At 62.6% G+C, this 26491-nt stretch carries 25 protein-coding genes; 12 read left to right on the top strand and 13 right to left on the bottom strand.

Features of this window, described 5'->3' with window-relative positions:
* Positions 1-4: 4 nt before the first annotated feature.
* Complete coding sequence (locus F1002_RS06785; protein ID WP_150428259.1) at positions 5-1540, top strand: acyl-CoA carboxylase subunit beta; 1536 nt, start codon at positions 5-7, stop codon at positions 1538-1540.
* Between the two features lie 21 nt (positions 1541-1561).
* Positions 1562-3574, top strand: a complete 2013-nt coding sequence (locus F1002_RS06780) for an acetyl/propionyl/methylcrotonyl-CoA carboxylase subunit alpha (RefSeq protein ID WP_150428258.1) — start codon at positions 1562-1564, stop codon at positions 3572-3574.
* Positions 3575-3637: 63 nt separating this feature from the next.
* Here the strand turns inward: F1002_RS06780 and F1002_RS06775 are convergent, their stop codons facing one another.
* A complete protein-coding gene (locus F1002_RS06775; RefSeq protein ID WP_150428257.1) occupies positions 3638-5182 on the bottom strand; it encodes a hypothetical protein in 1545 nt (514 codons plus the stop codon).
* Between the two features lie 25 nt (positions 5183-5207).
* On the opposite strand from F1002_RS06775, the gene F1002_RS06770 reads away from it, so the two are divergent.
* Positions 5208-5483: a hypothetical protein gene (locus F1002_RS06770; protein ID WP_150428256.1), complete on the top strand. Its 276-nt coding sequence runs from the start codon at positions 5208-5210 to the stop codon at positions 5481-5483.
* Here the strand turns inward: F1002_RS06770 and napF are convergent.
* The 11 genes from napF to F1002_RS06715 all read right to left on the bottom strand — a co-directional run bounded on the left by napF (position 5461) and on the right by F1002_RS06715 (position 13693).
* Positions 5461-5895 carry a ferredoxin-type protein NapF gene (gene napF / locus F1002_RS06765; protein WP_150428646.1) on the bottom strand — a complete coding sequence of 145 codons (435 nt, stop codon included), beginning with the start codon at positions 5893-5895 and terminating at the stop codon, positions 5461-5463. The two genes, F1002_RS06770 and napF, sit on opposite strands and share 23 nt — an antisense overlap.
* A 70-nt stretch (positions 5896-5965) precedes the next feature.
* The gene (gene ccmI / locus F1002_RS06760; protein ID WP_150428255.1) at positions 5966-6805 is read right to left on the bottom strand and encodes a c-type cytochrome biogenesis protein CcmI; all 840 of its coding nucleotides are present in this window, start codon (positions 6803-6805) and stop codon (positions 5966-5968) included.
* On the bottom strand, positions 6802-7296 hold the full coding sequence (locus F1002_RS06755; protein ID WP_150428254.1) for a cytochrome c-type biogenesis protein: 495 nt from the start codon (positions 7294-7296) through the stop codon (positions 6802-6804). Before F1002_RS06755 ends, ccmI begins: the two co-directional genes overlap by 4 nt.
* A complete protein-coding gene (locus tag F1002_RS06750) occupies positions 7293-7877 on the bottom strand; it encodes a DsbE family thiol:disulfide interchange protein (protein ID WP_150428253.1) in 585 nt (194 codons plus the stop codon). Before F1002_RS06750 ends, F1002_RS06755 begins: the two co-directional genes overlap by 4 nt.
* A complete protein-coding gene (locus F1002_RS06745) occupies positions 7874-9862 on the bottom strand; it encodes a heme lyase CcmF/NrfE family subunit (RefSeq protein WP_150428252.1) in 1989 nt (662 codons plus the stop codon). The genes F1002_RS06750 and F1002_RS06745 overlap by 4 nt, the downstream gene beginning before the upstream one ends.
* Before the next feature lie 2 nt (positions 9863-9864).
* The gene (ccmE, locus tag F1002_RS06740) at positions 9865-10344 is read right to left on the bottom strand and encodes a cytochrome c maturation protein CcmE (protein ID WP_150428251.1); all 480 of its coding nucleotides are present in this window, start codon (positions 10342-10344) and stop codon (positions 9865-9867) included.
* Positions 10341-10526, bottom strand: coding sequence for a heme exporter protein CcmD (gene ccmD / locus F1002_RS06735; RefSeq protein ID WP_150428250.1), 186 nt, complete (start codon positions 10524-10526; stop codon positions 10341-10343). The genes ccmE and ccmD overlap by 4 nt, the downstream gene beginning before the upstream one ends.
* The gene (ccmC, locus tag F1002_RS06730) at positions 10523-11269 is read right to left on the bottom strand and encodes a heme ABC transporter permease CcmC (RefSeq protein WP_150428249.1); all 747 of its coding nucleotides are present in this window, start codon (positions 11267-11269) and stop codon (positions 10523-10525) included. The genes ccmD and ccmC overlap by 4 nt, the downstream gene beginning before the upstream one ends.
* Positions 11266-11934, bottom strand: a complete 669-nt coding sequence (gene ccmB, locus F1002_RS06725; protein ID WP_150428248.1) for a heme exporter protein CcmB — start codon at positions 11932-11934, stop codon at positions 11266-11268. Before ccmB ends, ccmC begins: the two co-directional genes overlap by 4 nt.
* A gap of 6 nt (positions 11935-11940) precedes the next feature.
* Positions 11941-12555 (bottom strand): cytochrome c biogenesis heme-transporting ATPase CcmA, encoded by a 615-nt coding sequence (ccmA, locus tag F1002_RS06720; protein ID WP_150428247.1) that lies wholly within the window; start codon positions 12553-12555, stop codon positions 11941-11943.
* 130 nt (positions 12556-12685) lie between these two features.
* Positions 12686-13693, bottom strand: a complete 1008-nt coding sequence (locus tag F1002_RS06715) for a cytochrome-c peroxidase (protein ID WP_150428246.1) — start codon at positions 13691-13693, stop codon at positions 12686-12688.
* A 167-nt stretch (positions 13694-13860) separates the two neighbouring features.
* Between F1002_RS06715 and F1002_RS06710 the strand changes: the two genes are divergently transcribed.
* Entirely contained in the window at positions 13861-14766 is a 906-nt protein-coding gene (locus tag F1002_RS06710) for a hydrogen peroxide-inducible genes activator (RefSeq protein WP_150428245.1), read from the top strand.
* Here F1002_RS06710 and F1002_RS06705 read toward each other — a convergent pair.
* Entirely contained in the window at positions 14748-19757 is a 5010-nt protein-coding gene (locus tag F1002_RS06705; RefSeq protein WP_150428244.1) for an EAL domain-containing protein, read from the bottom strand. The genes F1002_RS06710 and F1002_RS06705 overlap by 19 nt on opposite strands.
* A 270-nt stretch (positions 19758-20027) precedes the next feature.
* Here F1002_RS06705 and F1002_RS06700 point away from each other — a divergent pair, with 270 nt between their 5' ends.
* From F1002_RS06700 to F1002_RS06665, 8 genes are all read left to right on the top strand, one after another.
* Entirely contained in the window at positions 20028-21128 is a 1101-nt protein-coding gene (locus tag F1002_RS06700) for a hydrogenase small subunit (protein ID WP_150428243.1), read from the top strand.
* A 4-nt stretch (positions 21129-21132) separates the two neighbouring features.
* Positions 21133-22929 carry a nickel-dependent hydrogenase large subunit gene (locus tag F1002_RS06695; protein ID WP_150428242.1) on the top strand — a complete coding sequence of 599 codons (1797 nt, stop codon included), beginning with the start codon at positions 21133-21135 and terminating at the stop codon, positions 22927-22929.
* Positions 22930-22951: 22 nt separating this feature from the next.
* Entirely contained in the window at positions 22952-23656 is a 705-nt protein-coding gene (cybH, locus tag F1002_RS06690; protein ID WP_150428241.1) for a Ni/Fe-hydrogenase, b-type cytochrome subunit, read from the top strand.
* A gap of 150 nt (positions 23657-23806) precedes the next feature.
* Positions 23807-24421, top strand: a complete 615-nt coding sequence (locus tag F1002_RS06685; RefSeq protein ID WP_150428240.1) for a HyaD/HybD family hydrogenase maturation endopeptidase — start codon at positions 23807-23809, stop codon at positions 24419-24421.
* Between the two features lie 63 nt (positions 24422-24484).
* Positions 24485-24787 carry a HypC/HybG/HupF family hydrogenase formation chaperone gene (locus F1002_RS06680; protein WP_150428239.1) on the top strand — a complete coding sequence of 101 codons (303 nt, stop codon included), beginning with the start codon at positions 24485-24487 and terminating at the stop codon, positions 24785-24787.
* A complete protein-coding gene (locus tag F1002_RS06675) occupies positions 24784-25239 on the top strand; it encodes a hypothetical protein (protein WP_150428238.1) in 456 nt (151 codons plus the stop codon). Before F1002_RS06680 ends, F1002_RS06675 begins: the two co-directional genes overlap by 4 nt.
* Positions 25236-26099 carry a hydrogenase expression/formation protein gene (locus F1002_RS06670; RefSeq protein ID WP_150428237.1) on the top strand — a complete coding sequence of 288 codons (864 nt, stop codon included), beginning with the start codon at positions 25236-25238 and terminating at the stop codon, positions 26097-26099. Before F1002_RS06675 ends, F1002_RS06670 begins: the two co-directional genes overlap by 4 nt.
* A gap of 146 nt (positions 26100-26245) precedes the next feature.
* A complete protein-coding gene (locus F1002_RS06665; protein WP_150428236.1) occupies positions 26246-26443 on the top strand; it encodes a rubredoxin in 198 nt (65 codons plus the stop codon).
* The last annotated feature ends 48 nt before the right edge of the window (positions 26444-26491 follow it).

The following is a 26491-nucleotide window of genomic DNA, read 5'->3' as shown; positions in this document are numbered from 1 at the left end:
TTTTATGCACGACATCATCCGCCAGCTGGAAAAAAAGCGTGAACTGGCCCGCCTCGGCGGTGGCCAGAAGCGTATCGACAGCCAGCACAAGAAGGGCAAGCTGACGGCCCGCGAACGCATCGAGCTGCTGCTCGATCCGGGTTCCTTCGAAGAATGGGATATGTTCAAGGAGCATCGTTGCGTCGACTTCGGCATGGATCAAGCCGAAAAGACTCCGGGCGACGGCGTTGTGGTCGGCTACGGCACCATCAACGGCCGTCTGGTATTCGTCTTCTCGCAGGATTTCACTGTGTTCGGCGGCTCGCTGTCGGAAACACACGCCGAGAAAATCTGCAAGGTCATGGACCAGGCGATGAAGGTCGGCGCCCCGGTGATCGGCCTGAACGACTCGGGCGGTGCGCGTATCCAGGAAGGCGTTGCTTCCCTGGGCGGCTACGCCGACGTGTTCCAGCGCAACGTGATGGCCTCCGGCGTCGTGCCGCAGATCTCGATGATCATGGGCCCCTGTGCCGGCGGCGCCGTGTATAGCCCGTCGATGACCGACTTCATCTTCATGGTCAAGGATTCGTCCTACATGTTCGTGACCGGTCCGGAAGTCGTGAAGACCGTGACCCACGAAGACGTGACCGCCGAAGAACTGGGCGGTGCCGTCACCCACACCAGCAAGTCCGGTGTGGCCGACTTGGCTTTCGAGAACGATGTCGAAGCGCTGTCCATGCTGCGCCGCTTCATGAACTTCGTCCCGGCCAACAACCGCGAGAAGCCGCCGGTCACGCCGACCAACGATCCGGCCGACCGCATGGATCATTCGCTGGACACCCTGGTCCCGGATAACGCCAACAAGCCGTACGACATGAAGGAACTGCTGATCAAGGTCGTCGACGACAGCGATTTCTTCGAACTGCAGCCCGACTACGCCAAGAACATCATCATCGGTTTCGGCCGTATCGACGGCCATCCGGTCGGCATCGTCGCCAACCAGCCGCTGGTGCTTGCCGGCTGCCTGGATATCAAGTCCTCGATCAAGGCCGCCCGCTTCGTCCGCTTCTGCGACGCGTTCAACATTCCGGTCGTCACCTTCGTCGACGTGCCGGGCTTCATGCCGGGCACCACGCAGGAATACGGCGGCATCATCAAGCACGGCGCCAAGCTGCTCTACGCCTACGCCGAATGCACCGTGCCGAAGGTTACCGTGATCACCCGCAAGGCCTACGGCGGCGCCTACGACGTGATGTCGTCCAAGCACCTGCGCGGCGACGTGAACCTGGCTTGGCCGTCCGCGGAAATTGCCGTCATGGGTCCGAAGGGCGCGGTCGAGATCATCTTCCGCGAGGAAAAGAACGATCCGGAAAAGCTGGCCCAGCGCGAAGCCGAGTACAAGGAAAAGTTCGCCAACCCGTTCGTGGCCGGTGCCCGTGGATTTATCGACGACGTCATCATGCCGCACGCTACCCGCAAGCGGATCGCCCGCTCGCTGGCCATGCTGCGCGACAAGAAACTCGACAATCCGTGGCGCAAGCACGGCAACATTCCTCTGTAAGCGTCAGGGAGAAAAAGGAATATGTTCACCAAGATTCTGATCGCAAACCGCGGCGAAATCGCCTGCCGCGTCATCAAGACCGCCCGCAAGATGGGCATCAAGACGGTTGCCGTCTACTCCGAGGCCGACAAGGATGCCCTGTTTGTCGACATGGCTGATGAAGCCGTCTGCATCGGACCGGCCGCCTCGAAGGAATCCTATCTGGTCGCCGACAAGATCATCGCTGCCTGCAAGCAGACCGGTGCTCAGGCCGTCCACCCGGGTTACGGCTTTCTGTCGGAAAACGCCGAGTTCTCGCGTCGTCTGGAAGAAGAAGGCATCAAGTTCATCGGTCCGAAGCACTACTCCATCGCCAAGATGGGCGACAAGATCGAGTCCAAGAAGCTGGCCATCGAAGCCAAGGTCAATACCATTCCGGGCTACAACGACGCCATCGCCGGTCCGGACGAAGCTGTCGAGATCGCCAAGAAGATCGGCTACCCGGTCATGATCAAGGCCTCCGCCGGCGGCGGCGGCAAGGGTCTGCGTGTGGCCTACAACGATGCCGAAGCGCACGAAGGCTTCTCGTCCTGTGTCAACGAAGCCCGTAATTCCTTCGGCGATGATCGCGTCTTCATCGAAAAATACGTTCTTGAGCCGCGCCACATCGAAATCCAGTTGCTCGGCGACTCGCACGGCAACTACGTGTACCTGAACGAGCGCGATTGCTCGATCCAGCGTCGCCACCAGAAGGTCATTGAAGAGGCGCCGAGCCCCTTCGTCGATGCCGAGATGCGCAAGGCGATGGGCGAACAGGCCGTGGCCCTGGCCCGTGCGGTGAACTACGAATCGGCCGGTACGGTCGAGTTCGTGGTCTCTGGTGCGACCAAGGAATTCTACTTCCTGGAAATGAACACTCGCCTGCAGGTGGAACACCCGGTTACCGAACTGATCACTGGCCTCGACCTGGTCGAGCAGATGATCCGCGTTGCCTACGGCGAGAAGCTGCCGATCACCCAGGCCGACGTGAAGATCGACGGCTGGGCCATGGAATGCCGGATCAACGCCGAAGACCCCTTCCGCGGCTTCCTGCCCTCCACCGGCCGCCTGGTCAAGTTCCTGCCACCGGTCGAGAGCACCGATGCCAACGGCACCACCCGTGTTGATACCGGCGTCTACGACGGTGGCGAGATCTCGATGTTCTACGACTCGATGATCGCCAAGCTGATCGTGCACGGCAAGGATCGCGCTACTGCCATCAACCGCATGCGCGACGCCCTGAACGCCTTCGTCATCCGTGGCATTTCCTCGAACATCCCGTTCCAGGCCGCGCTGATGCAGCACCCGGTCTTCCATTCCGGCATCTTCGATACCGGTTTCATTCCCAAGCACTACCCGACCGGCTTCGACGCCTCGATGGTGCCGCACGATGATCCGGCCCTGCTGGTTTCCGTCGCCGCCTACGTCTATCGCGCCTTCACCGACCGTTCCGCCTCGATTACCGGCCAGCTGCAAGGTCATGAGCGCATCGTCGGTGACCAATGGATGGTGGTTCGTCTCAATGGCGACAAGAAGGAGAACCATCCGGTGACGGCACGGCCGGTTCCGGGCGGATACCACGTCGAGTACGACGGCAAGTCCTACGAACTGCTGTCCGGCTGGAAACTGGGCGAGTCGCTGTTCAACGGCACCTGCAACGGGGTTCCGTTCACCTTGCAGGTCGAGCGGCACAAGACCAAGTACAGCCTGTTCCACTGGGGCAATCGTGCCGACTTCATGGTCATGAGCGCCCGTGCGGCCGAACTGCTCGCACTGATGCCGGAAAAACCGGCTCCCGACCTCTCCAAGTTCCTGCTTTCCCCGATGCCGGGCCTGCTCCGCGAAATTGCGGTCAAGGTTGGTCAGGACGTCAAGGCTGGCGAAAAGCTGGCTGTCATCGAAGCCATGAAGATGGAAAACATCCTCAAGGCCGAGCAGGATTGCAAAGTCAAGAAGGTGTCGGCTGCCGTTGGCGAGAGCCTCTCGGTGGACCAGATCATCATCGAGTTCGAGTGATCGCGCGGGCCGCTATCGGTGGCCAAGCGTTTGCCCGGAAAAGCCCGCCACCCGGCGGGCTTTTTATTGCCAATTGACCGCGTAGCGAACGAAGTCGATGCCGCGTTCCAGGACTTCGGTGGGGAGCAGATGGCTTGGCGGCGTCCCGGCGCTACTCTGAAAGCCGAGTCCGATATTCAGACGGACGGTTGCGTTGGCAGGAACGAGCAAGGAGTAGCGCTCGCCGTCGTGCATCAGGAAGGCCGGTGTCAGTGCCAGGGTCCGCTCCTGTGCACTCGACCGGACGAGGCGTCCGGCTTCGATCGGTTCGGGGAACCAGCTCAGTTCGGCACTCAGCGCTCCGCTGGCCAGGCTTTGTAGCGAGTAAAGGACGCCCAGACAGGGCCTTTCCGCACGCACCGCGGCAACGAGGCACGGCGCTAGGCGACGCGCGCCTTCGGCATCCTGGGCACGAATTGCCTTGCCGTCGACCAGCGTCCATTTCTCGCTCGGTACATGCAGTTTCTTGACAGTACTGGGGAGCGTCGACGCGCGATCAAAACCGAACAGGGCCACGCGCTGGTGGGCCAGGCTTGCACCATCGGCTTCCAGCGAACCGCTGGGGTTGAGGGACTCCCCGGTCAGGATGGAGAAGGCATGTTCAGCCCCGAATGCGAGTTCGATTTCGCCGATTTCCGTTGACGGTGTCCTGATGGTGCTTTCGAGACTGGATTCAAGGTCGCGGAGCAGCCGTATGCAGGCGTTTCCCGACAGTTCGCGCCCCAGCTTCAGCGATTCGGGGCTCTCTCCGGTCTGAAGCGCAACAATCCGTTGTTCGATCTTGCGCTCGACCTTGCGTACCTCCATCCAGCGCGGCACCCCGGGCGGCAGAGAGGGTCCGAATATCGGCGCTAGGTCAACTGAATGCGCCTTCGGATCATCATCCGGCGTCATCTGAAAGACCGTCAGTTCGCGCCACCGGCTGATGGCGCGGTTGGCAACGGCGAGTTGGGCTGCCGACAGGCGGTAAGGGTCGATCAGGTGAAGCATGAAGGCCCAGGCCAAGTGGCCGCCGATATTCGATTCGCCCAGGTGGCGAAAGTCGGGATCAGGCAGCGCCTGACGCAGAACGCCGCTGCTTTCGGCCTGGTCAAGCACGGCGAACAGCAGGTGGCCGATCAACGGCGGGCACTGGCGTGCCGCCTGAAAGTAGCAGTATTGCGCCATTCTGAAGGCACAGGCGGCGCGGTGCAGCGGGAGACATTTACGGTCCGGAGGAAAGTGCGGTGCCAGGCGCAGGTAGGCGATGCCGAGATTGAGCCATAATTTCTGGGCCAGTTCGAATGCGCGTTCGTCTTCGACAGCCATCGGCAGCGCTTTACGGATAAACCGCGCCTCGATGGTATCCTGTCCCGGTACGGCGGCCGAACGGAGCAGGTTGAGCAGCTCCACCGCGAGACCAGGCGCCAGGGTCGATGCTTCGAGCGCATTGATCTGTTCGCCGATGACATTCAGTATGTGCATTGGCTGGGCTTGGGGTTGCGCAGCCAGCCAAGCCTTGGCTGAAGGCAGGTCATGAAAGGCCAGCGTGAGGTCGGCGCGGGGCTCGGGCAGCTTGAACCATGACATGAAGTGTTCTCCGGGAAGCGGAAAAATGAGCGGGTTTGAACATTATGATCGTGAATTGCGCGATCTGGACAACGAGATTCGGCGCTACGCCGCGCTATGCCATGTCGACTTGAGCAAACGCCATGAGATCGAGGCTTGTCTGAAGATGCGTCACGATGACTGGGCTGCGGACAAGGCCCGGGAAAGCTTGCAAGGCCTGTTGATTCTGCGGATCAAGCTGGAAACAGAAATGATCGAACTGGGATTCGATTCCCCGCCGCTACTGTCAACGATCGAGATCAGCCCCCGGAAGGCTGTTTGATCGTAACGGCCAGCGTCGGGCAGGGCGCGATGCAGGCACCGCAACCGGTACACGCCTCATGGTCGATTTCCGGTAGCGCGCAGCCACCCTGGCGGAGCGGGAAACGGATGGCGCGGGCGTCGCAGAAATCACCGCAGACACGGCATTCGACGCCCTGACGAGGCAGGCAGTCCTCGCCGATGACGGCCTTGCAGGACCAGGCAGGCTGGTCTGCAATCCGTAGCAAGGCCTTGGGCTGGCAGGCGGTGACGCAATCGCCGCAGAAGGTGCATTCGCCTGCGCGGAAATCGATAGTCGGGTAACCACCGTCGCCGGCCAGCAGGATGTGTGTCGGGCAAGCGCTGATGCAGTCGTTGCAGCGCGTGCAGCGGTCGATGAATTCTCCCTCGGCCAAGGCCCAGGGGGGGCGCATCTCGGTCCTGGGGCGGGGCCGGCCGCGGAAAAATGCCCGGCGGGACAGATCGACCACGCCCGTGACCTCCTTACTTGCCGGATTTCATCTTGTCGATGCCGCTGCGCAGCATCTGTTCGATCTCGGAGCCCGGTTCGACTTGCGGCAACAGGGCTTCCCAGTAGGCGACGCCTTGCTTGTTGTCGCCTCGCTCCATGGCCGCGGCGCCTGCCAGGAAGAGGCTGTGCGCATGTTTGCCATCGATCTTGAGCGCCTTTTCGACCAACTGGGTCGGTTTGCCCTTGAGTCCCTTGCCTTCGGCCATGGCGATAGTTTCGGCATAGGCAGCGAGCAGGTCGGGCTCCTCGTTGACCACCGTTTCGGCTTTGCCGAAAGCTTCGACGGCTTCGGCATAGCGGCCCATGGATTTATACGAGCGGGCCAGCATCAGCCACCCCTTCGGATCGTCCGGATTGGCCTTCATGCGCTCGGCGAGCTTGGCGACCATGCCTTCGATCTGCTCCTGCGTCATCTGCGGCTTGGCTACGGTCTGCTCGGGGTCGAGGGCATTCGGATTGCCAAGAACGGAATAGCCGGTCAGGCCGAGAATGGGTAGCAGAAGGAGAAGGGCAATCGCGGTCTTGCGGCTGGGTGCGTACGAGGCGGGGGCGCTTTCCTCGGTTGCCGGCTCGATCTCGTCGAGCAGGCGGCGCTGCAGTTCACGCCGGGCCTGTTCGAAATCGCCTTCGGCCAGCGAGCCGTCGGCCTTTTCGCGTTCGAGTTCGGCCAGCTGGTCGCGGAAGATGGCGAGGTTGGCTGTCTTGCGATCGGCGACGGCTTTGGGAGCACGCAGGCCGAACCACAGCGGCGGCAGGATGAAGGCGGCAACGACCACGATCAGCAGGGTGGAAAACAGGGCGAACTGGGTCATTTGTTATCGAGTTCCTTGAGCAGCGCTTCGGCACGGCCCGCTTCGTCGGCGCTGAGCGGCTTGTCTTCGGCCGCGACGCGTTCGGCGCGGCGGCGCTGGTAGGCGATGAGGGTGGCGAGGCCGAAGACGAGCAGGGCAATCGGACCCAGCCAGAGGAGCAAGGTGTTGCCTTGTACCGGCGGACGGTAGAGAACGAAATCGCCGTAGCGGGCGACCATGAAATCGATGATTTCCTTGTCGCTCTTGCCTTCCTTGATCATGCCGCGAATCTCGCGACGCAAATCCTGAGCGAGCTCCGCGTTCGAGTCGGCGATGTTCTGGTTCTGACAGACCAGGCAACGCAGTTCCTCGGAAAGCTTGGTCAGCCGTTTTTCGGCGACGGGGTCGGCGGCCAGTGCGGCTTCCGTGGCGCTGGAGGCCTGCGCAGGAGAGGCATTCAGCAGCATGCAGACGGCCAGGATGGCGGCCAGCTTGGCGAACAGGTGCTTCATTTGTTCAGTTCCGCGAGCAGGGGCATGATCCGTTTGGCCAGCACTTCCGGCGTGATCGGGCCGGTATGCTTCATGCGGATGACGCCGCTCTTGTCGATGACATAGGTTTCCGGCACGCCATAGACACCGTAGTCGATGCCGACACGGCCATCGAGATCCATCACCGTCAGCTTGTACGGGTTGCCGTGTTCGGACAGCCAGCGGTTGGCGCGCTGCCAGGCGAGTTTCTTCTCTTCGTCGGCCGGCATCTTGCTCATGTCGAAACCGCCGTCGCCGCGCACTTCCTTGTAATTCAGACCGATCAGCGGCACATCGACCTTCTTCGAGAACTCGACGAGGATCGGATGTTCCTGGCGGCAGGATACGCACCACGAAGCCCAGACATTGAACAGCCAGACCTTGCCCTGCATGTCCTTCGGAGAGAGGCTCTTGTCCGGCTCGGCCAGCTGGGACAGCGTGAAGGCGGGGGCAGGCTTGCCGACCAGCGGCGACGGTACGTCGCGCGGGTTCAGGTTGAGTCCGACGGCGAGCAGGGCGACGAGGGCGGCAAAGCCGCCGAGAATCCAGTAGTAACGGTTCATGCTTGTTGGGTTCCGGCAGAAACGGGGGCTGCGGCGCGAGCCCTGACGCGGTAGCGACGGTCGAGCATGGCGATCAGGCCGCCGAGCGACATCAGGATACAGCCGCCCCAGATCCAGTCGACGAAGGGTTTGTAATAGACGCGGACGGCCCATTCGCCTTCCGGTTTGTCGCGGTCGATCGGTTCGCCGAGCGAAACGTAGACGTCACGCAGGAAACCGGCGTCGATCGCGGCTTCGGTCATGGGCATGGCCGACGAGTGATAGGTGCGCTTTTCCGGATTCATCTTGCGGACGAACTTGCCGTCCACCGCCAGATCGAACTCGCCTTGGGCGGCCACATAATTCGGACCCTCGACGGCCTTCACGCCATTGAACGTGAAGTGGTAGCCGGCGACGTCGACCGACTGTCCGGGGGCCAGCTTGATGTCCTTTTCGTCCTGATAGCTGCCGACCATGGTGACACCGACGACGAAGACGGCGATGCCGATGTGGGCCAGATGCATGCCGACAAAGGTACGCGGCTGGCTCAGGGCGGCGGCCAGGAAGCCGCGGCCGGCACGGGTGTGCTGAACGCGCTCGATGAAATTGAGGATGGCGGTGGCGACGATCCAGGCGGCCAGCAGGAGGCCGAGTGCCGTCATGGCAAACCACTGGCCGTAGAGCAGCGGCAATGCGATGGCGACGAGGATGCCGACGACCAGGGCCCATTTGACGGCCTTGGCGATTTCGGGAATGGATGCCTCTTTCCAGCGCGCAAAGGGGCCGATGCCCATCAGGAACAGGATCGGGGTCATCACCGGAACGAAAACCGCATTGAAGTACGGGGGGCCGACCGAAATCTTGCCGACGCCCAGCGCGTCGATGAGCAGCGGGTAGAGCGTGCCGAGCAGCACGGTGGCGCAGGCGACGACGAGCAGCACGTTGTTGGTGAGCAGCAGCGACTCCCGCGACACCAGCCCGAAACGTCCGCCGAGGCCGACCTTTGGTGCGCGGGCAGCAAATAGCGCGAGCGACGAGCCGATCACGGCGACCAGGAAGATCAGGATGAAGATGCCGCGGCGCGGATCGGTCGCAAAGGCGTGCACCGAGGTGAGCACGCCGGAGCGAACCAGGAAGGTGCCGAGCAGCGACAGCGAGAAGGCGGCGATGGCGAGCAGCACGGTCCAGTTCTTGAAGCTGCCGCGCTTTTCGGTGACGGCCAGCGAGTGGATCAGCGCCGTGCCGATCAGCCAGGGCATGAACGAGGCGTTCTCGACCGGATCCCAGAACCACCAGCCGCCCCAGCCCAGTTCGTAATAGGCCCACCACGAACCCATGGCGATACCCAGGGTCAGGAAGATCCAGGCAGCCATGGTCCATGGACGGGACCAGCGTGCCCATGCGGCGTCGAGCTTGCCGGAGAGCAGGGCGGCAATGGCGAAGGCAAAGGCCACCGAGAAGCCGACGTAGCCCATGTAGAGCAGCGGCGGGTGGATGACCAGGCCGGGGTCCTGCAGCAGCGGATTGAGGTCGCGGCCTTCGGCGGCTGCCGGCAGCAGGCGTTCGAAGGGGTTGGAGGTGAACAGGATGAAGAGCAGGAAGCCGAAACCGACCAGGCCGAGCGTGCCGAGGACGCGGGCGACCATGGCTTCCGGCAGTTGGCGCGACAGCATGGCGACCAGGAAGGCCCACCAGGTGAGCATCAGGATCCACAGCAGCAGTGAGCCTTCGTGGCCGCCCCAGACGCCGGCGACGCGGTACTGGATGGGAAGCAGCGAGTTGGAGTGTTGGGCGACGTAGACCACCGAGAAATCGTTGGCGACGAAGGCCTGGGTCAGGCAGGCGAAGGAAAAGGTGACCAGCAGCGCCATGGCCGTGGCGGCCGGGCGGGCGAGGGCGACCCAGGCCAGGCGGTTGGTGTGGGCGCCGATCAGCGGCAGCGTGCCGAGGACCAGCGCGACCAGCGCGGAAAGGATGAGGGCGAAATGGCCGAGTTCGGGGATCATGCTCAGTAGCTCGCTTTCGGCTGGCTGAGCGAAGACGGCGAAACATGCTTGTTCGCTGCCTTCTGGGCATCGTCGACCGCCTTGGCGGCTTCCGGCGGCATGTAGTTCTCGTCGTGCTTGGCAAGCACTTCGCTGGCGCTGAAGGTGCCGGCCTCGGTCATCTTGCCCTGGGCGACGACGCCTTTGCCTTCCTTGAACAGGTCCGGCAGGATGCCCTTGTAATTGACCGTGATGTCCTTGGCGGTGTCGGTGACGACGAAGCGAATGGTCACGCCGTCGGCTTCGCGCGCCACGCTGTCTTCCTTGACCAGACCGCCGATGCGGAATGGCTTGCCGACGGGCGCCTTGCCCGCGGCCACGTCGGTTGGCGAGATATACAGGGCGATGTTGCTGTTCAGCGCGTTGAGGACCAGCGCGGCGATGATGCCGAGGATGGCCAAGGCGCCGCCGATCAGCGCGAGTTTCTTGTGACGGGTCTTCATTCTGTGCTTCTGCTTTCTGCGCGGATCTGGCGCTTCAGACGGGACTTGGTGGCCTTTTGATTACGGGCGACGACGATCGGTTCAACCGCCATGACCAAGGCGGTGACACCGAAAGAGCCCCAGACGTAGAGGCCGTAGCCTCCCATGGCGAGGAAATCGGAAAAGCTGTTCCAGTAGATCATCGGGCAGGCTCCTCCAGTTCGGCCTTGACCCAGTCGGTGTGCCGCTCGCGTTCGAGCATGATGGTGCGCGCCCGCATCAGGGCGACGGCAATGGTGTACATCCAGAAGCACAGGGCCATGAGCAGCATGCCGTAGAGCATCGTGGTGGCCATCGACGACTTGGTGAGGTTGACGCTGGAGCCCTGGTGCAGGGTGTTCCACCATTTGACCGAGAAATAGATGATCGGCACGTTGACCACGCCGACCAGCAACAACAGGCCGCCGGCCTTGTCGGCCCGGCGCGGGTCGTCGATGGCGGCGGTGAGCGCCATGTAGCCGATGTAGAGGAAGAGCAGAATGAGTTCGGAGGTCAGGCGGGCATCCCAGACCCACCACGTGCCCCACATCGGCTTGCCCCACAGGGCGCCGGTCCATAGCGAGAGAAAGGCCATCAGGGCGCCGGTGGGGGCGAGTGCCTGGGCCATCATGCCCGACAGGCGGGTGTTGAAGGCCAGGCCGATGGCGGCCCAGAAGGCCATGATCAGGTAGATGAACATGCTCAGCCAGGAGGCCGGGACGTGGATGAAGATGATGCGGTAGCCCTCACCCTGCTGGAAATCGGTGGGGGCGACAAGCATGCCGAGGTAGAGCCCGGCCAGGCCGAACAGCACCGAAGCGGCGATGAACCACGGGATCGCCTTGCCGGCCAGCGGGTAGAACGTGGCCGGGGAGGCGAAGCGGTAGAGATTGAAGCGATCTTTCATTCGAGGGCGATCTTCAGGGCGGCGGCCGAGGCCCAGGGGGCGAAGCCGAGTGAGGCAAAGGTCATGGCGGCAAGCAAGGAGAGGTGTCCTTCTCCCCCGAGTCCGGACACCGTCGCGTCAACCGCGCCAGCGCCGAATATTAACACCGGGATGTAGAGCGGCAGAACCAGCAGCGACAGCAGCACACCGCCGCCGCGCAGGCCGAGGGTCAGTGCCGCCCCGATGGCGCCGATGCCGGATAGTGCCGGCGTGCCGAGCAGGATGGCGCCGGTGAGCACGACCAGGGCGTCGGACGACAGGTCGAACTGGATGCCCAGCACCGGGGCGATGAGCGCCAGCGGCAGGCCGGAAACCAGCCAGTGAGCGATCACTTTCCCGGTAACGACCAAACCGAGCGGGTGCGGTGCCAGCGCCAGTTGTTCGAGTGTGCCGTCGCGGTGGTCGTCGGCAAACATCCGGGGTAGCGACAGCATGGTGGCGAGCAGGGCGGCGACCCACAGCACGCCGGGCGCCAGCTTGCGCAGCAGATCGGGTTCTGGACCGATGCCGAGCGGAAATAGGCTGACCACGATGACGAAGAAAAACAGCGCGGAAACGATATCGGCCTGGCGGCGCATGGCCAGCTTGAGGTCGCGGGCGACGACGGCGAGGATGATTTTCAGCATGCCGCCTCAGCTCAGCTTGAGTTCACGCACCGTGCCGGCCGGGATGGCGACCAGCTGGTGCGTGGTCATCACGGTCAGCCCGCCACGTTGCAGGTGGGTGGAAATGATGCCGGCCAGCCAGTTCACTGCGGCGACGTCGAGGGCGACGAAAGGTTCGTCGAGTACCCATAGCGGCCGACGTTCCTTGACCAGGCGGGCTAGGGCGACGCGGCGTTTCTGGCCTTGCGACAGGTATTTGCAGGCGAGATCCTCGCGCCCGGCGAGGCCGACCTGTTCCAGTGCGTCGAGCGCATCGTCCTCGGAAAGCGCCTCGTCCGCCAGGTGGGCCGACGCCAGCAGGTTCTCGAGCGGAGTCAGTTCTTCCTTGATGGCGTTGAGGTGACCGAGATAGCAGAGGTCGGCACGGAATTCGTCGCCGCTGCTGCGGATGGATTTTCCCTTCCAGCGAATCTCGCCGGCCTCGGGCGGCAACAGGCCGATGATCATGCGCAGCAGGCTGGTTTTGCCGGCGCCGTTGCGGCCTTGCAGGTAAAGCAGTTCTCCGGCTTCCAGCTGGAAGCCGAGGCCTGCGAACAGGCGGCGCTCGCCGCGCACGCATTCCAGATTGTCAGCTTCAAGCATCAGGGGGAAAACCGAAAGAAATCAGGGGCAAATTATGAACGCGGAAGTGTAGCGGCAGATTGATGATCATCAAACAAAAACGGGCAGAAAAAACGGGGGCGCTGCCCCCGTTTTTCGGCCGGGAAGTGGATCACTTTTTCTCGAAAGGTGTCGGACGCGGCGTGAGGTCGGAAGAGGGCGGCAGAATGGGCAGCTTGAAGTTCGGCTGGTCGCCGGTGAGCGTTTTCAGGAAGGCAACGACCTTGGCGTTTTCTTCGGCCGTGAACTTCTTGCCGAGTTGAATGCGGGCCATGGTATCGACGGCTTCGGGCAGGGTGTTGGCAGCACCGTCATGGAAGTACGGATAGGTCATTTCGACGTTGCGCAAGGTCGGCACCTTGAAGTTGAACCGGTCGGCGTCCTTGCCGGTTACTGCCGAGCGCCCTTCGGCCGGGCTGGAAGCCTTGTACGGTTCGACCTGGCCCATCTTCTGGAAGGAATTTCCGCCAACCGCCGGGCCGTTGTGGCAGGCCACGCAACCGGTTTCCTTGAACAGCTTGTAGCCTTCCAGTTCGTTCTTGGTCAGGGCTTTCTTGTCGCCTTTCAGCCATTTGTCGAAACGGGAGTTCGGGGTGACCAGCGTTTCCTCGAAGGCGGCGATGGCCTTGGTGACCATGTCGATGTCGATCTGTTCCTTGCCGAAGGCCTTCTTGAAGTCGGCAACGTAGCCGGGAATGGATTGCAGCACGTTGATGGCCAGTGTATGAGTGAAGGCCATTTCGCCCGGGTTGGCGATCGGGCCACCGGCCTGGGCCTTGAGGTCGGCGGCGCGGCCGTCCCAGAATTGGGCGAGGTTCAGGCTGGAGTTCAGCACGGTCGGGGCGTTGATCGGGCCTTCCTGCCAGTTGTGGCCGATCGAGGTCTTGATGTTGTCGGTGCCGCCCATCGACAGGTTGTGGCAGGAGTTGCACGAAATGAAGCCGGACTTGGACAGGCGCGGATCGAAATAGAGCTTCTTGCCCAGTTCGACCAATGCCGGGTTGCTGACCTTGGCCGCCTGGATGGGCTGGATCGGTTCCTGGTTGGCAGCCTGGGCGGAAACATGCAGGGCGATCCCGGTAAGAACGATCAGGGCGCTGAGCTTAAGGCGGTGTTTCATCGTTTTTTCTCCCTCGTTTGAAAAACTTGATGTCCGGATTTTCTCCTTGTGAGTTATGATGGTATTGATCTAAGTCAATGATTTTTATATGTATTTATAATAGAGGCTATAGTTAGGCCCTATAGTTGAAGTGGGCTTTACCTGAGCCCGCTCTTTGGGAGAATCGCATGACATTGACCGAATTGCGCTACATCGTGGCCTTGGCCCAGGATGGAAATTTCAGTCGGGCGGCAGAACGTTGTTCCGTCAGCCAACCGACCCTGAGCGTCGCCATCGCGCGCCTCGAAGATGAACTGGGCGTGCAGTTGTTCGAACGCGGCAAGGGTTTCGTCAGCCCGAGCGCGGTGGGTATCCGGGTGGTCGAGCAGGCGCAGCGGACGCTCGAGGAGGCGGAGCAGGTGCGCCAGATCGCGATGTGGGGACGCAACCAGTTGCAGGGGCCGTTGCGCCTCGGAGTCATTCATACGATCGGCCCCTATCTGCTCCCCTTGTTGATTCAGTCGTTACGCCGCCTGGCCCCCGAGATGCCATTGGCCATCGAGGAGAACATGACCGCCAGCCTGGCCGAGATGTTGCGCGACAACGAAATCGATGTTGCCATCCTGGCGCTTCCGTTCGAGATGCCTGGCGTTGTCACCCGCGCGGTGTACGACGAAGCGTTCAAGGTCATCGTTCCGCGCGGCCACGCTTGGGAACGGAAGCAAGTCATCCTGCCGGAGGAAGTCGCGGGTGACGAAGTCCTGTTGCTCAAGGCCGGCAACTGCTTCCGCGACCAGGTGCTGGGGGCCTGTCCGCAGGTCAGCAGTCCGGAAACGGGCATTCGTCTCGGGCATTCGATCGGTACCATCCGCTGCATGGTGGCCTCGGGGCTGGGGGTTTCCGTGCTACCCGACAGCGCGTTGCAATACCCGTACAGCAACGATTTGATCAGCGTGATCCCGTTTGCGCCGCCGGCACCGTCGCGTCGTGTCGCGCTCGCCTGGCGGGCCGGGTTTGTCCGGCCGCGCGCGATTGATGCCTTGCTGGCGGCTGTCCGCCAGCTCGAGTCGTCGGCCTATCGCCTTCTGGATTGAGCGGAAATCAGGACCTCGGCCTGGGTTTGCCGAATTCGCTGGTTCAATTCTGCCGTGCAGGCAGAGAATTCCTCGCGTAGCGCTTCGGGTAGAGGGGTGTCGCCGGCCTGTTTTTGGCAGATCAGTTGCGTCCCGATGGCATGGGCGCGGGCGTGGATTTCGGGGATCGCCTTGAAGGACTCGATCGCTGCGTAACGCCGACTTCCGGCGCTGTTGTACCAGCGCGCAAAGCGGCAGGTCGTATGCTCGGCGGCTGGAGGAGGGGTATCTCCCGTTGTGTCGTCCAGATAGGCGTGGAGGGAACGGGTCCAGCGCTTGTGGTCCACTTCGGCGATCAGCATGGGCAGGTCTTCGCGCGACCAGTTGAAGGCGGTGCCCAGATTCCACAATTCATCCGGCTGGAACCCGGCGATCCATGCCGGCAATTCTTCGGCGGGCATCGGGCGGGCGATGCCGAAACCCTGAGCCATGTCGCAACCGAGCAGGAGGAGTACCAGGCCATGCTCGACGGTCTCGACCCCTTCGGCGATGACGGAGCGACGGAAAGCCTGGGTCAGGCCGATGACCCCTTCGACGATGGCCAGGTCATCCGGATTGTCGAGCATGTCGCGAACGAAGGACTGGTCGATTTTCAGGATGTCGGCGGGGAGTCGCCGGAAATAGGTCAGCGAGGAATAGCCGGTGCCGAAGTCGTCCAGCGCGAAGCTGACGCCGAGGTTGCGACATTCCGCAAACAGAGCGGCGGTGGTGCCGACATCGGCGAGAGCCGCCGTTTCGAGGATTTCAAGTTCGATCTGTTCGGGAAGCACCGCGGGGTAGCGGCTCAGCAATTCGCCCAGGCGCTGTGAGAACCCGGGGTTCTGCAGGTGGTTGCCGGCGATGTTGATGCTGACCGAAACCCGGATGCCCGATTCGCTTAGCCAGGCATCGAGCTGTCTCAGGCTTTCGTTGATCACCCAGTCGCCGATTTCGATGGCCGTTTCGGTTCCTTCGACGACGGGCAGGAAGCTGGCTGGCAGAAGAACGCCGCGCTCGGGGTGCTGCCAGCGAATCAACGCTTCGGCCCCGACCACCGTTCCCTTGCGCATGTCCACCTTGGGCTGGAAGTAGAGCTGGAATTCGCTCTTGGCCAGGGCTTCGCGAATGCGGCCGATTTCCTCCCGGCGAATCCGGGCGCGGCGGTCGTTTTCCGGGTCGAACAGGTGATAGCGGTTGCGGCCTGCCTGCTTGGCCGCATACATCGCCTGGTCGGCATGGCGAAGCAGGGTGTCGGAGTCGGCGCCGTCATGCGGGTAGAGTGTCACGCCGATACTCGCGGCGACTGAAACATGGCGCTGCGAGACGCGGAAAGGCTGGGCCAGCGCGTTGATGATGCGCCCCATGGCGAGCTCGCATTCGTGCAGGTCTTCGAGATTGGTGATGAGCAGCACGAACTCGTCGCCGCCCAGGCGGGCGACGGTATCTCCGGCCCGGACGCAGGTCTTCAGGCGCTGGGCCACGTCGATCAGCAGGTAGTCGCCGACCGAGTGGCCAAACTCGTCGTTGATCGGTTTGAAGTTGTCGAGGTCGAGGTAGCAGACGGCCAGCATCTTGCTGCTGCGTTCGGTCTGCGCCATCGCCAGTTGCATGCGATCGCCAAGCAGCATGCGGTTGGGCAACTGGGTCAGGGCGTCGAAGTGGGCCAGGTGCTCGAGGCGTTGCTGGTGCTGCTTGATGACCGTGATGTCCGAGAAGATGGCGACATAGTGGGAGATCGCGCCGCTCCGGTCATGCACAGCTGAAATGGTCAGCTGTTCGACGAATATTTCACCGGATTTCTTCCGGTTCCAGATTTCTCCCTGCCAGTAGTCGTCCTGCTCGATCGTCTGCCACATTTGTTCGTAGAAGGCGGCATCGTGGTGCCCTGACTTGAGCAGGTCCGGGGTCTGGCCGATGGCTTCGGCGCGGCTGTAGCCGGTCAGGTCGGTAAAGGTACTGTTGACCTCGACGATTCTGCCGGTCTGGTCGGTGATCATGATGCCTTCGTGGGCATTGTCGAACACGCTGGCAGCCAGACGCTGTCTGTCCTCCGCGCGCAAACGCTCGCTGATGTCCTGGGAAACGCAGATCAGCGCCGGTTTCCCGTCCCAGTAGCCACGCGTTATCCGGGTTTCGATCTGGATTTCGCTACCGTTGGCGCACAGAATCGGCAGCGGGCAGCTGCCGGCGTGGCCGGCAACGATGTCGGCCATCCGCTCTTCGGCCTGCTCCCGCAGGTTGGCGGGATGGACGTTCAGAATGGGTTTGCCTTTAAGCGTGTCCTGGTCGTAGCCGAGGGTTTCGGTCACCGCCCGGTTGTAATGCAGGATGGCACCCTCGCTATCAAGGACGAAGATGAAATCGCTCAGCGCATCGAAGATGCCGCTCAGGTTCTGTTGCAGGCGCCGGGATTCATCAAGGGCGGTCAGCCGCTGCACGGTCTGGCCGATGGAATGGCCGAGAAGTTCCAGCGACTGCAGTGTGGCCTCGGAAACGCACGAGGTCAGTTTCCCCCCCAGAAGCAGGCAGGCAATGGGGAGTTCGTCGATCAGAATGGGTAGTTGCACCAGGCAGCGTAATCCGTCGGCGTGCAGGATCGACGGGTCCAGCGGATAGGTATCGGGTCGTTCGCCGGTGCCGGTGTACCGCATGCAGGCCGGCTTGCTCTGACTGGCCTGGCGGGCAAAAGGGCTGGCGGCGGGGAAACTGAGTGTCTTGCCGATGAATTCGAGGGACAGGCCTTCGTGAACCAGCAGCTGGTAGCTGCCGTCCGGTTGGGGAAGATAGGCGCTGCCGACGCTGAACTCGGGGAAGCGCAACATGGCTTTGAGCACGGAGGCCATGACAAGGTCGGGACTCGGCTCGGTGGCGAGGCTTTGCGCCAGATCATGCTCGATTTCCAGTCGCAAGGCGGCGTTTTTCCGTTCCGCGATGTCGACGGCGGAAGCGATCAGGACGGAGCGGCCAAAGTAGCTTGCCGTACGGAGGCGCACTTCGATCGGAAAAACCTGATCCCGGGCGTTGCGGGCCAACGTCTCGAAGACCTGCGGCACCCCGGAGAGGGCCGCGTCGATCCGGACGTCGATGGCCGGCAGGTCGCACAGGCCGGGCAGGACCAGAAACTCATGCGTCTGGCCGAGCAGTTCGCTGCGCGGAAAACCGAAAAGCTGCTCGGCGCTGCTGTTGGCATCGAGAAACCGTCGGTCGTCGGCCTGGATGAACAGAGCCTCGCCAATGCTGTCGAAAATGCCGCGAAAGGTATTCAGGCTGCTGCTCAGTCCTTGGGCATTGCGCACATGCTCGATGATCAGCGCGGTCATTTGCGCCGCCTGGGCGATCAGGCCGAGATAGGCCTCCGTTGGCTTCGTCGGCGAGCGGTAATAGGCCGTGAAGGTGCCCAGCAGCTGCCCGCAGGAGCCGATGACCGGTTCGGACCAGCATGCCGAGAAATCGCCCGCCTTCGCAAGGTCGCGGTGCCGGGCCCAGTTCGGGTGTTCGAATACATTGTCGACGATGACCCGCTGGCGAAGCGCCGCGGCAGCGCCGGACGAGCCCGAGTCGGGGGCAATGACCAGCCCCTTGACCGCCTGGTGATAGGCTGGCGGCATGCTGGGGGCGGCACCGATGTGCAGCGATGTGCCCTGCTGGTCGGCCAGCATGACCGAGCAGCGCCACCCGGGAATTTCTGCCTCGAATGACCGTGCGATCAGTTCGAGGACCTTTTCCTGGCTGTCGCCGCCGATGAGTGCCGACAAGGCCGTATTGCGCAGGTGCATCGCTGCGTCGGCGCGCCTGCGTTCTGAAATGTCCTGGGCAAATCCGACCGTGCCCAGCAGCACACCGTCGTTGTCGACCACGGGCGCCTTGTAGGTCTCGTGCCAGACGGCGTTGTGGCCGAGCATGATGGGTTCGACGACAATTCGCTTTTGTCGCGACGCCATGACCGCCCGGTCGTCGGCGAGGTAGTGCTCGGCCAGCGCCGAAGGCCAGATATCAAGGTCATTCTTGCCGATCAGTTCATCGGCCCGCTGAGATTCCACGGCTTCGCTGAAGGCACGATTGACTGTCAGGAAGCGCGACTCGGTATCCTTGAGCCAGACCGGAAAGGGAAAGTTGTCGAGCAGTGCGCGCTGGTAGCGTTCCTTGCGCGCGGTGTCTTCCATCAGTTTCTCGCGGGCCTGCTCCATGGCCTGCCGCTCACAAAGGGCATGCTCCAGCAGCTCGTGCTTGAGCGGGGACATCAGCGCGTGTTCAGACAACAGGCCAACCAGATGGCCGGCGCGATCGACGACGGTCAGGTGGCGAATGCCATGATCGAGCATGTGTTGGGCCGCCTGGGCCAGTGGTCGCTCGCGGTCGATGCTGATCGTCGGGCTGGTCATGACACTGCCCAAGGGCAGCCCGCATTCGCCACGCAGGAAAAAGCGGACCACATCGTGTTCGGTCACGATACCGAGGGGTTTGCGTCCGTCGACGACGACCGCACAGCTGCACCGGACCGCTTCCATGGCGGTCAGCGCATCGCCGAGCACGGCAGTCGGCGGCAGGCGCGGAAAGCTCGTCTCCATCAACGTGTCGACGCTGTTCAGATGCATGAAGAAGTCCGGTCCGAGGTGCTTGCGGAAATCGGATTCGGTAACCGTGCCGAGCGGCAATCCGGCCTGGTCGGTGACGACAATGCGACGAATGCCGAGGTTCGCCGCTTCCCGATAGGCCGTCCGGAAGTCAGTTTCCGCCGTAACACTGTGTACCGGGCTGCTCATTATTTCCCGGGCTGGCTGTTCCGGAGACCCGTCGCGACGCATGACGCGCAGCAGGTCGCTTTCGGTAACGATGCCGATGGCCGCCCCCTCGTCGACGACGATGACGGATGAGATGCCATGCTCAAGCATGCGCGCTGCAACCGTGCGCAGGGTGGTTTCCGGCGAAATGCGATCGCTACGATTTTTTACCAGCTCGATGATTGTGGGCACTCGCTTCTCCTTGCGCGGATTTTAAAACGACTCCGTCGGAGTTGTGGTGATGCTGATCAATTGTGGCGAGCAACTTCATATTTCCCGTGGAATAAATCCGTCCACTTTGGATGTTTGTTTTCCAGTCAGCTGGTGGCGAGAGCTACCGGGTGTTTGTTTGCTTGTCGGTAAGCGCTTTGATTTTCATCAATAAAATCTACCTTGCTCGAGCGTGGCACACGCCTTGCGTTGGTTGCCCAGCACACGAAACAACCAACGGGGGATTGCCAAGTGACAGAAACATTCTATGAAGTGCTGCGCCGCCAGGGCATCACCCGGCGCAGCTTCCTGAAATTCTGCAGTCTGACCGCAACGTCGCTCGGGCTGGGCTCCGCGGCTGCACCGCGCATCGCGCATGCGCTGGAAACCAAGGCCCGCACGCCGGTGATCTGGCTGCACGGTCTGGAGTGCACCTGCTGTTCCGAGTCCTTCATCCGTTCGGCACACCCGCTGACCAAGGATGTCGTGCTCTCCATGCTCTCCCTCGACTACGACGACACGCTGATGGCGGCGGCCGGCCATCAGGCCGAGGCGATCATTGAGGAGGTCAAGAAGAAGTACAAGGGCAACTACATCGTGGCCGTCGAAGGCAATCCGCCTCTCAACGAAGACGGCATGTTCTGCATCCACGGCGGCCGGCCCTTCGTTGAAGTCCTGAAGGAAACCTGTGCCGACGCCAAGGCGATCATCAGCTGGGGGGCCTGCGCCTCCTACGGCTGCGTGCAGGCCGCCAAGCCGAATCCGACCCGCGCCACGCCGGTGCACAAGGTGATTTCCGGCAAACCGATCATCAACGTGCCGGGTTGCCCGCCGATTGCCGAAGTCATGACCGGTGTCGTGACCTACATGCTGACCTTCGACCGCATCCCCGAGCTGGATCGCCAGGGCCGGCCGAAGATGTTCTACGGCCAGCGCATCCATGACAAGTGCTACCGCCGCGGCCACTTCGATGCCGGCCAGTTCGCCGAAGCCTGGGACGACGAGGGCGCACGCAAGGGTTACTGCCTGTACAAGATGGGTTGCAAGGGGCCAACCACCTACAACGCCTGTTCGTCGATGCGCTGGAACGGCGGCGTCAGCTGGCCGGTGCAATCCGGCCACGGCTGTATCGGCTGCTCGGAAGAAGGCTTCTGGGACAAGGGCAGCTTCTACGACCGCGTGACCTCGATCACGCCGTTCGGCGCCGAAGCGAACGCCGACTCCATCGGCAAGGCCGCCGCCGGCACCGTCGGCGCCGCCATTGCCGCCCATGCTGCCGTGACGGCACTGGCTCGCGCCCGCCAGAAGGCCGGCGAATCTGCCAGCACCAGTGAAGAACAGAAGGGGGAATAATTAGATGGCTGCCTACGAAACCCAGGGCTTCAAGCTCGACAATTCCGGCAAGCGCGTCGTCGTCGACCCGGTCTGCCGTATCGAGGGCCACCTGCGCGTGGAAGTGAACCTCGACGACAAGAACGTCATCCGCAACGCCGTGTCCACCGGCACCATGTGGCGCGGTCTGGAAGTCATCCTCAAGGGCCGCGATCCGCGCGACGCCTGGGCCTTCACCGAACGCATCTGCGGCGTGTGTACCGGCACCCATGCGCTGACCTCGGTGCGTTCGGTCGAGGATGCGCTGAATATCAAGATTCCGGAAAACGCCAACACCATCCGCAACCTGATGCAGTTGAATCTCTATATTCACGACCATCTGGTGCACTTCTATCATCTGCATGCGCTGGACTGGGTCGATGTCGTGTCGGCGCTGAAGGCCGATCCGAAGGCGACGTCGACGCTGGCCCAGAGCATTTCGTCGTGGCCCTTGTCGTCGCCGGGCTACTTCCGCGATATACAGAACCGCCTGAAGAAATTCGTCGAATCGGGCCAGCTCGGTCCCTTCATGAACGGCTACTGGGGCAACCCGGCCTACAAGCTGCCGCCGGAAGCCAACCTGATGGCCGTGGCGCACTACCTCGAAGCGCTCGACTTCCAGAAGGACCTGGTCAAGGTCCATACCATCTTCGGCGGCAAGAATCCGCACCCGAACTGGTTGGTCGGCGGCGTACCCTGCGCCATCAACCTCGAAGGCGTCGGTGCCGTCGGCGCGGTGAACATGGAGCGCCTGAACCTGGTCAAGAGCATCATCGACCGCGCCACCGAATTCGTCGAGCAGGTCTACATTCCCGATTTGCTGGCCATCGGTTCGTTCTACAAAGGCTGGCTGTACGGCGGCGGTTTGTCGTCGAAGAACTTGCTGTCCTATGGCGATATTCCACAGAAGGCCAACGACTACACCTCGGGCAACCTCCTGCTGCCGCGCGGCGCGATCATCAACGGCAAGCTCGACGAAATCCACCCGGTCGATCTGAAGGACCCGGAGCAGATCCAGGAATACGTCGCCCATTCCTGGTACAAGTACCCGGACGAAACCAAGGGCCTGCACCCCTTCGACGGCGTGACCGAACCCAGCTTCGTCCTCGGCCCGAACACCAAGGGCACGAAGACCAACATCAAGGAACTGGACGAAGGCGGCAAGTATTCGTGGATCAAGGCGCCGCGCTGGCGCGGTCACGCCATGGAAGTCGGCTGCCTGCCGCGCATGGTGCTCGGCTACCTGCAGCCGAAGCAGTATCCGGAAATCCACGCACTGGTCGACGGTGCCCTGAAGAAGCTCGACGTACCGGTCACCGCGCTGTTCTCGACGCTCGGCCGCACGGCGGCGCGCGGTCTGGAAACGGCGTACTGCGCCAAGCTGCAGAGCCAGCAATTCGACAAGCTGATGGCCAACCTGAAGGCTGGCGATCTGAACACCGCCAACATCGAGAAATGGGAACCGAGCACCTGGCCGAAGGAAGCCATGGGGGCCGGCTTCACCGAAGCCCCGCGCGGCGCACTCGGCCACTGGATCAAGATCAAGGACACCAAGATCGACAATTACCAGTGCGTCGTGCCGACCACCTGGAACGGCGGTCCGCGCGACCACAAGGGCCAGATCGGCGCCTTCGAGGCCTCGCTGATGGATACCCCGGTCGCCAAGGCGGACGAGCCGCTGGAAATCCTGCGTACGCTGCATTCCTTCGATCCCTGCCTGGCCTGCTCGACGCACGTGATGAGCCCGGACGGCCAGGAAATGACGTCGGTCAAGGTCCGCTGAGCGGTCCGGAAAGGAGGCAATCATGCTCTCTCAACAGGACATGCTGGAGGCCGAACGGCACGGTAAACAAGTCCGTTCGATCTACGTCTATGAAGCACCGGTCCGCCTGTGGCACTGGATAAATGCCTTGTGCATGGTGGTTCTCGCGGTGACCGGCTACTTCATCGGCCAGCCCTTGCCGACGGTGCCCGGTGAAGCGGCCGAGAACTTCCTGATGGGCTACATCCGTTTTGCCCATTTCGCTGCGGCCTACATCTTCGCCATTGGCCTGCTCGGTCGCATTTACTGGGCCATTGTCGGCAACCACCACGCCAAGCAGATTTTCAAGCTGCCGATCACCAATCCGCAGTGGTGGAGCGAAGTGTTTTTCGAGTTGCGCTGGTACATGTTCCTCGAAAAGACGCCCAAGAAATACGTCGGTCACAACCCGATGGCCCAACTGATGATGTTCTTCTTCTTCACCGTACTGGCGGTCGGCATGGTGTTCACCGGTTTCGCCTTGTACAGCGAAGGCGCCGGACTGGGTACCTGGAGCGACAGCCTGTTCGGCTGGGTGATTCCGATGCTGGGCGGTTCGCTGCAGGTGCATAACCTGCACCGTCTGGGCATGTGGATCATGATGACTTTCGTGCTGGTGCATGTTTATGCGGCCATCCGCGAGGACATCATGAGTCGCCAATCGTTGATCTCGACCATGATCAGCGGCTGGCGGATGTTCAAGGACTGATGGCCATGTTTGCCCGGGCCGTGTTGTCGGTGCTTGCCGTGCGGCGTTGCTGCCGGTGCGCGCTCGCCAGCGGTCAGGTTTAAGGTTTACCTTGCGTTTGCCCCGGCTCGCACCCTCACGCGACCGGGGCGTTTTTTTCGGAAGATGACGATGGATTCCAAACGCATTCTGGTTCTCGGTATCGGCAACCTGCTGTGGGCCGATGAAGGCTTCGGCGTGCGCTGTGTCGAGGCCTTGAACGAAGGCTGGAGCTTCCCGCCGCAAGTGAACTTGATGGATGGCGGCACGCAGGGCCTCTACCTGTTGCCCTATGTGCAGGAAGCCGATTGCCTGCTGGTCTTCGATGCCGTCGATTACGGCGACGAGCCGGGGACGATGCGCGAAGTGATCGGCGATCAGGTGCCGCGCTTCATGGGGGCCAAGAAGATGAGCCTGCACCAGACCGGTTTCCAGGAGGTGCTGATGGCCGCCGAGCTGACCGGCAAGCTGCCGCAGGAACTGGTGCTGATCGGCGTGCAGCCCGAAGAACTCGAGGACTACGGCGGCAGCCTGCGCGATGTGGTCAAGGCGCAGATGGCCCCGGCGCTCGACAAGGCGCTCGACTGGCTGTCGCGGTGGGGGGCGCCCGGGCGTGTCCGAACCGAAGCAGCCGAAGCGATCACTGATACGGCGCTGGCCATCGATATCTATGAGGGCGAACGTCCGTCGGCCAATCAGGCCTATCGTTTGGGCGATGCCCGTTTTCTCAACATGGAGGCGGCGTGAGCTCCGGGCTCACCGTGTGCGCCGCACTGTCGCGGGTTTGCGCGGCGGAAGGACTGTTCTGACATGTGCCTCGGCATTCCTGCCCAAGTGATCGAATCCGGCGAACACTTCGCCCGCTGTAGCAGTCGCGACGGCGAGCGACGGGTCGATCTCAGCCTGGTCGGCATGCAGCCGCCGGGAACCTGGCTGCTGACCTTTCTCGATGCGGCGCGCGAGATCATCCCCGCCGAGCGGGCCGCGGCAGTCAACGCGGCGCTCGATGCGCTGGCCGCCGCGCAGTCCGGCGCCACCGATTTTTCCGCCTTTTTCGCGGACCTTGATCACGAACCCCAGCTCCCAGATTTCTTGAGGACACAACAATCATGAGCCTCCAACTCTCTCCCGGTCCGACCTCGCTCGACCGTTTGCAGTCGGCTATCGCCCGCCTGCAGAGCAAGCACGCTTTCCGCCGTCTCGAAGGCGACAGCCCCGAGTTTCCCGACGGCCTCGCGGCCGTACTGGTCACCGAGGACCCGCAGCGCAATCTCGAGGTGCTCGACGCCTGCGTCATCCTGCCCGAAGCGCTCAAACCGCTGGGCGACCGGATTTCCCGCCATGTCGCGGGACCCGATACGGCACCGGCCCTGATGCAGAAATTTGGCATTGCGCGGGCGCCGGCGGTTGTTTTCCTGCGTGACGGCGAGTTCGTCGGCTCCCTCAACGGTATCCGCGACTGGGGCGAATACCAGGCCGAAGTTGCCCGCCTGCTGAGCGGTCCGTCCCAGCCGAAACCGATCGGCATTCCTGTTCGTGTTGCTGCGCCTGGAGGTTGCGTATGAATCCGTCGACGATGCGTCCTTTCCCGATTTCCGTCGTCGCCATGGGGCCGGGTTCCCAGGGCGAGGAAGCGCCGGACTACCTGCCCATGCCCCAAGGCATGGAAACCTTCCACCAGCCGCGACTGCCCGACAACGCCTCGCCGGAATCCGTCGACCAGGCGGCCCGTCTGCTCGGGGTCTTCCTCGAGGGGGCGGCGCATGCCGGCATGGCCGGCGGTGCGAAACTCGACCTGCTCGGGCTGGAGGCCGGGGTGCGCGATGTGATCAACCAGTCGATGGGTTTTGGCGAGGTCAGTGCCTTTACCACCGCGCCGGAGCATTGGCGTGTGCAGGAGACGGCTTTCGCCGGCATCTGGCGCGTACTCAAAATGGCCGACGATGGCGCGATGCTGGTCGACCGCCTGGAAACCGGCGCCATTCCTGTGGTGCTCACTGATGCCATGTTGCGAGCAGCCGACGCGATGCTGCCGCCTCCCGACTATCCGGCCGGCTGCATGAACGCCCAGGCCCTGGTCGAGGAAATCCGCATGCAGGCCGCCGCGTTCAAGCCGGGCCAGCCGGCGCACGTCATCAACCTGACCCTGCTGCCGGTTTCCGACGCCGATCTCGATACCTTGTACGGCTGGCTGGGGCACCGCGAGGTATCGCTGCTGTCGCGCGGCTACGGCAATTGCCGCATCACCAGCACGCGGCTGCAGAATGTCTGGTGGGTGCAGTACTTCAACAGCATGGATACGCTGATCCTGAACTCCATCGAAATCGTCGGCATGCCCGATGTGGCGCTGGCGGCCGACGAGGACTTCGGCGACTCGGTCGAACGTCTGGGTGAATACCTCGAGATGATGGTTGAGACCGTCTGAGCCGGCGCGATCATGCCGCTGGCGCGGCGGCGCGTACTCGCGTTAGCATGGGCGTGCGTTTCCCGACTTCCCGGCATGCGCTGAAGGCCGGGATGCCAGCGGAAACGTCGAGGGCATTTCGCCAACCACCAAGCTGATCACTGACAATGCGATTCGAAGGTTCACATCTCGGCGTCAAGCCGGAAGACAAGTTGGAGTGCGGTATTTGCTGGTGGGTCTACGACCCGGAGCAGGGCGACGACGTACGCGGCATTCCGCCGGGAGTACCGTTTGCCGAGTTGCCGGACGACTGGTGTTGCCCGGGCTGCGATGCGCCCAGGCATAAATTCATGGTGCTCGGGTGAACAGCGGGCCGGCTGCCGTCTTTCATTTTTTCCGCCAGGCGGAGGTGA

Origin of the sequence: Dechloromonas sp. CZR5, assembly GCF_008711155.1 — a bacterium.
Lineage (GTDB): Bacteria > Pseudomonadota > Gammaproteobacteria > Burkholderiales > Rhodocyclaceae > Azonexus.
The sequence above is the reverse complement of the archived record's forward strand: the minus strand, read 5'-3'. Positions and strand labels throughout refer to the sequence as shown.

Bases quoted from the DNA above. Each gene is read 5' to 3' on its own strand.
- F1002_RS06710 (WP_150428245.1), top strand. From the start codon at position 13,861: ATGACATTGACCGAATTGCGCTACATCGTGGCCTTGGCCCAGGATGGA.
- F1002_RS06675 (WP_150428238.1), top strand. From the start codon at position 24,784: ATGAGCCTCCAACTCTCTCCCGGTCCGACCTCGCTCGACCGTTTGCAG.
- F1002_RS06670 (WP_150428237.1), top strand. From the start codon at position 25,236: ATGAATCCGTCGACGATGCGTCCTTTCCCGATTTCCGTCGTCGCCATG.
- F1002_RS06775 (WP_150428257.1), bottom strand. From the start codon at position 5,182: ATGTCATGGTTCAAGCTGCCCGAGCCCCGCGCCGACCTCACGCTGGCC.
- F1002_RS06715 (WP_150428246.1), bottom strand. From the start codon at position 13,693: ATGAAACACCGCCTTAAGCTCAGCGCCCTGATCGTTCTTACCGGGATC.
- F1002_RS06745 (WP_150428252.1), bottom strand. From the start codon at position 9,862: ATGATCCCCGAACTCGGCCATTTCGCCCTCATCCTTTCCGCGCTGGTC.
- F1002_RS06755 (WP_150428254.1), bottom strand. From the start codon at position 7,296: ATGAAGCACCTGTTCGCCAAGCTGGCCGCCATCCTGGCCGTCTGCATG.
- ccmC (WP_150428249.1), bottom strand. From the start codon at position 11,269: ATGAAAGATCGCTTCAATCTCTACCGCTTCGCCTCCCCGGCCACGTTC.
- F1002_RS06665 (WP_150428236.1), top strand. From the start codon at position 26,246: ATGCGATTCGAAGGTTCACATCTCGGCGTCAAGCCGGAAGACAAGTTG.
- F1002_RS06780 (WP_150428258.1), top strand. From the start codon at position 1,562: ATGTTCACCAAGATTCTGATCGCAAACCGCGGCGAAATCGCCTGCCGC.
- F1002_RS06770 (WP_150428256.1), top strand. From the start codon at position 5,208: ATGAGCGGGTTTGAACATTATGATCGTGAATTGCGCGATCTGGACAAC.
- F1002_RS06785 (WP_150428259.1), top strand. From the start codon at position 5: ATGCACGACATCATCCGCCAGCTGGAAAAAAAGCGTGAACTGGCCCGC.
- ccmD (WP_150428250.1), bottom strand. From the start codon at position 10,526: ATGATCTACTGGAACAGCTTTTCCGATTTCCTCGCCATGGGAGGCTAC.
- ccmB (WP_150428248.1), bottom strand. From the start codon at position 11,934: ATGCTGAAAATCATCCTCGCCGTCGTCGCCCGCGACCTCAAGCTGGCC.
- ccmI (WP_150428255.1), bottom strand. From the start codon at position 6,805: ATGACCCAGTTCGCCCTGTTTTCCACCCTGCTGATCGTGGTCGTTGCC.
- F1002_RS06685 (WP_150428240.1), top strand. From the start codon at position 23,807: ATGGATTCCAAACGCATTCTGGTTCTCGGTATCGGCAACCTGCTGTGG.
- ccmE (WP_150428251.1), bottom strand. From the start codon at position 10,344: ATGAAGACCCGTCACAAGAAACTCGCGCTGATCGGCGGCGCCTTGGCC.
- cybH (WP_150428241.1), top strand. From the start codon at position 22,952: ATGCTCTCTCAACAGGACATGCTGGAGGCCGAACGGCACGGTAAACAA.
- napF (WP_150428646.1), bottom strand. From the start codon at position 5,895: ATGCGCCCCCCCTGGGCCTTGGCCGAGGGAGAATTCATCGACCGCTGC.
- F1002_RS06750 (WP_150428253.1), bottom strand. From the start codon at position 7,877: ATGAACCGTTACTACTGGATTCTCGGCGGCTTTGCCGCCCTCGTCGCC.
- F1002_RS06695 (WP_150428242.1), top strand. From the start codon at position 21,133: ATGGCTGCCTACGAAACCCAGGGCTTCAAGCTCGACAATTCCGGCAAG.
- ccmA (WP_150428247.1), bottom strand. From the start codon at position 12,555: ATGCTTGAAGCTGACAATCTGGAATGCGTGCGCGGCGAGCGCCGCCTG.
- F1002_RS06680 (WP_150428239.1), top strand. From the start codon at position 24,485: ATGTGCCTCGGCATTCCTGCCCAAGTGATCGAATCCGGCGAACACTTC.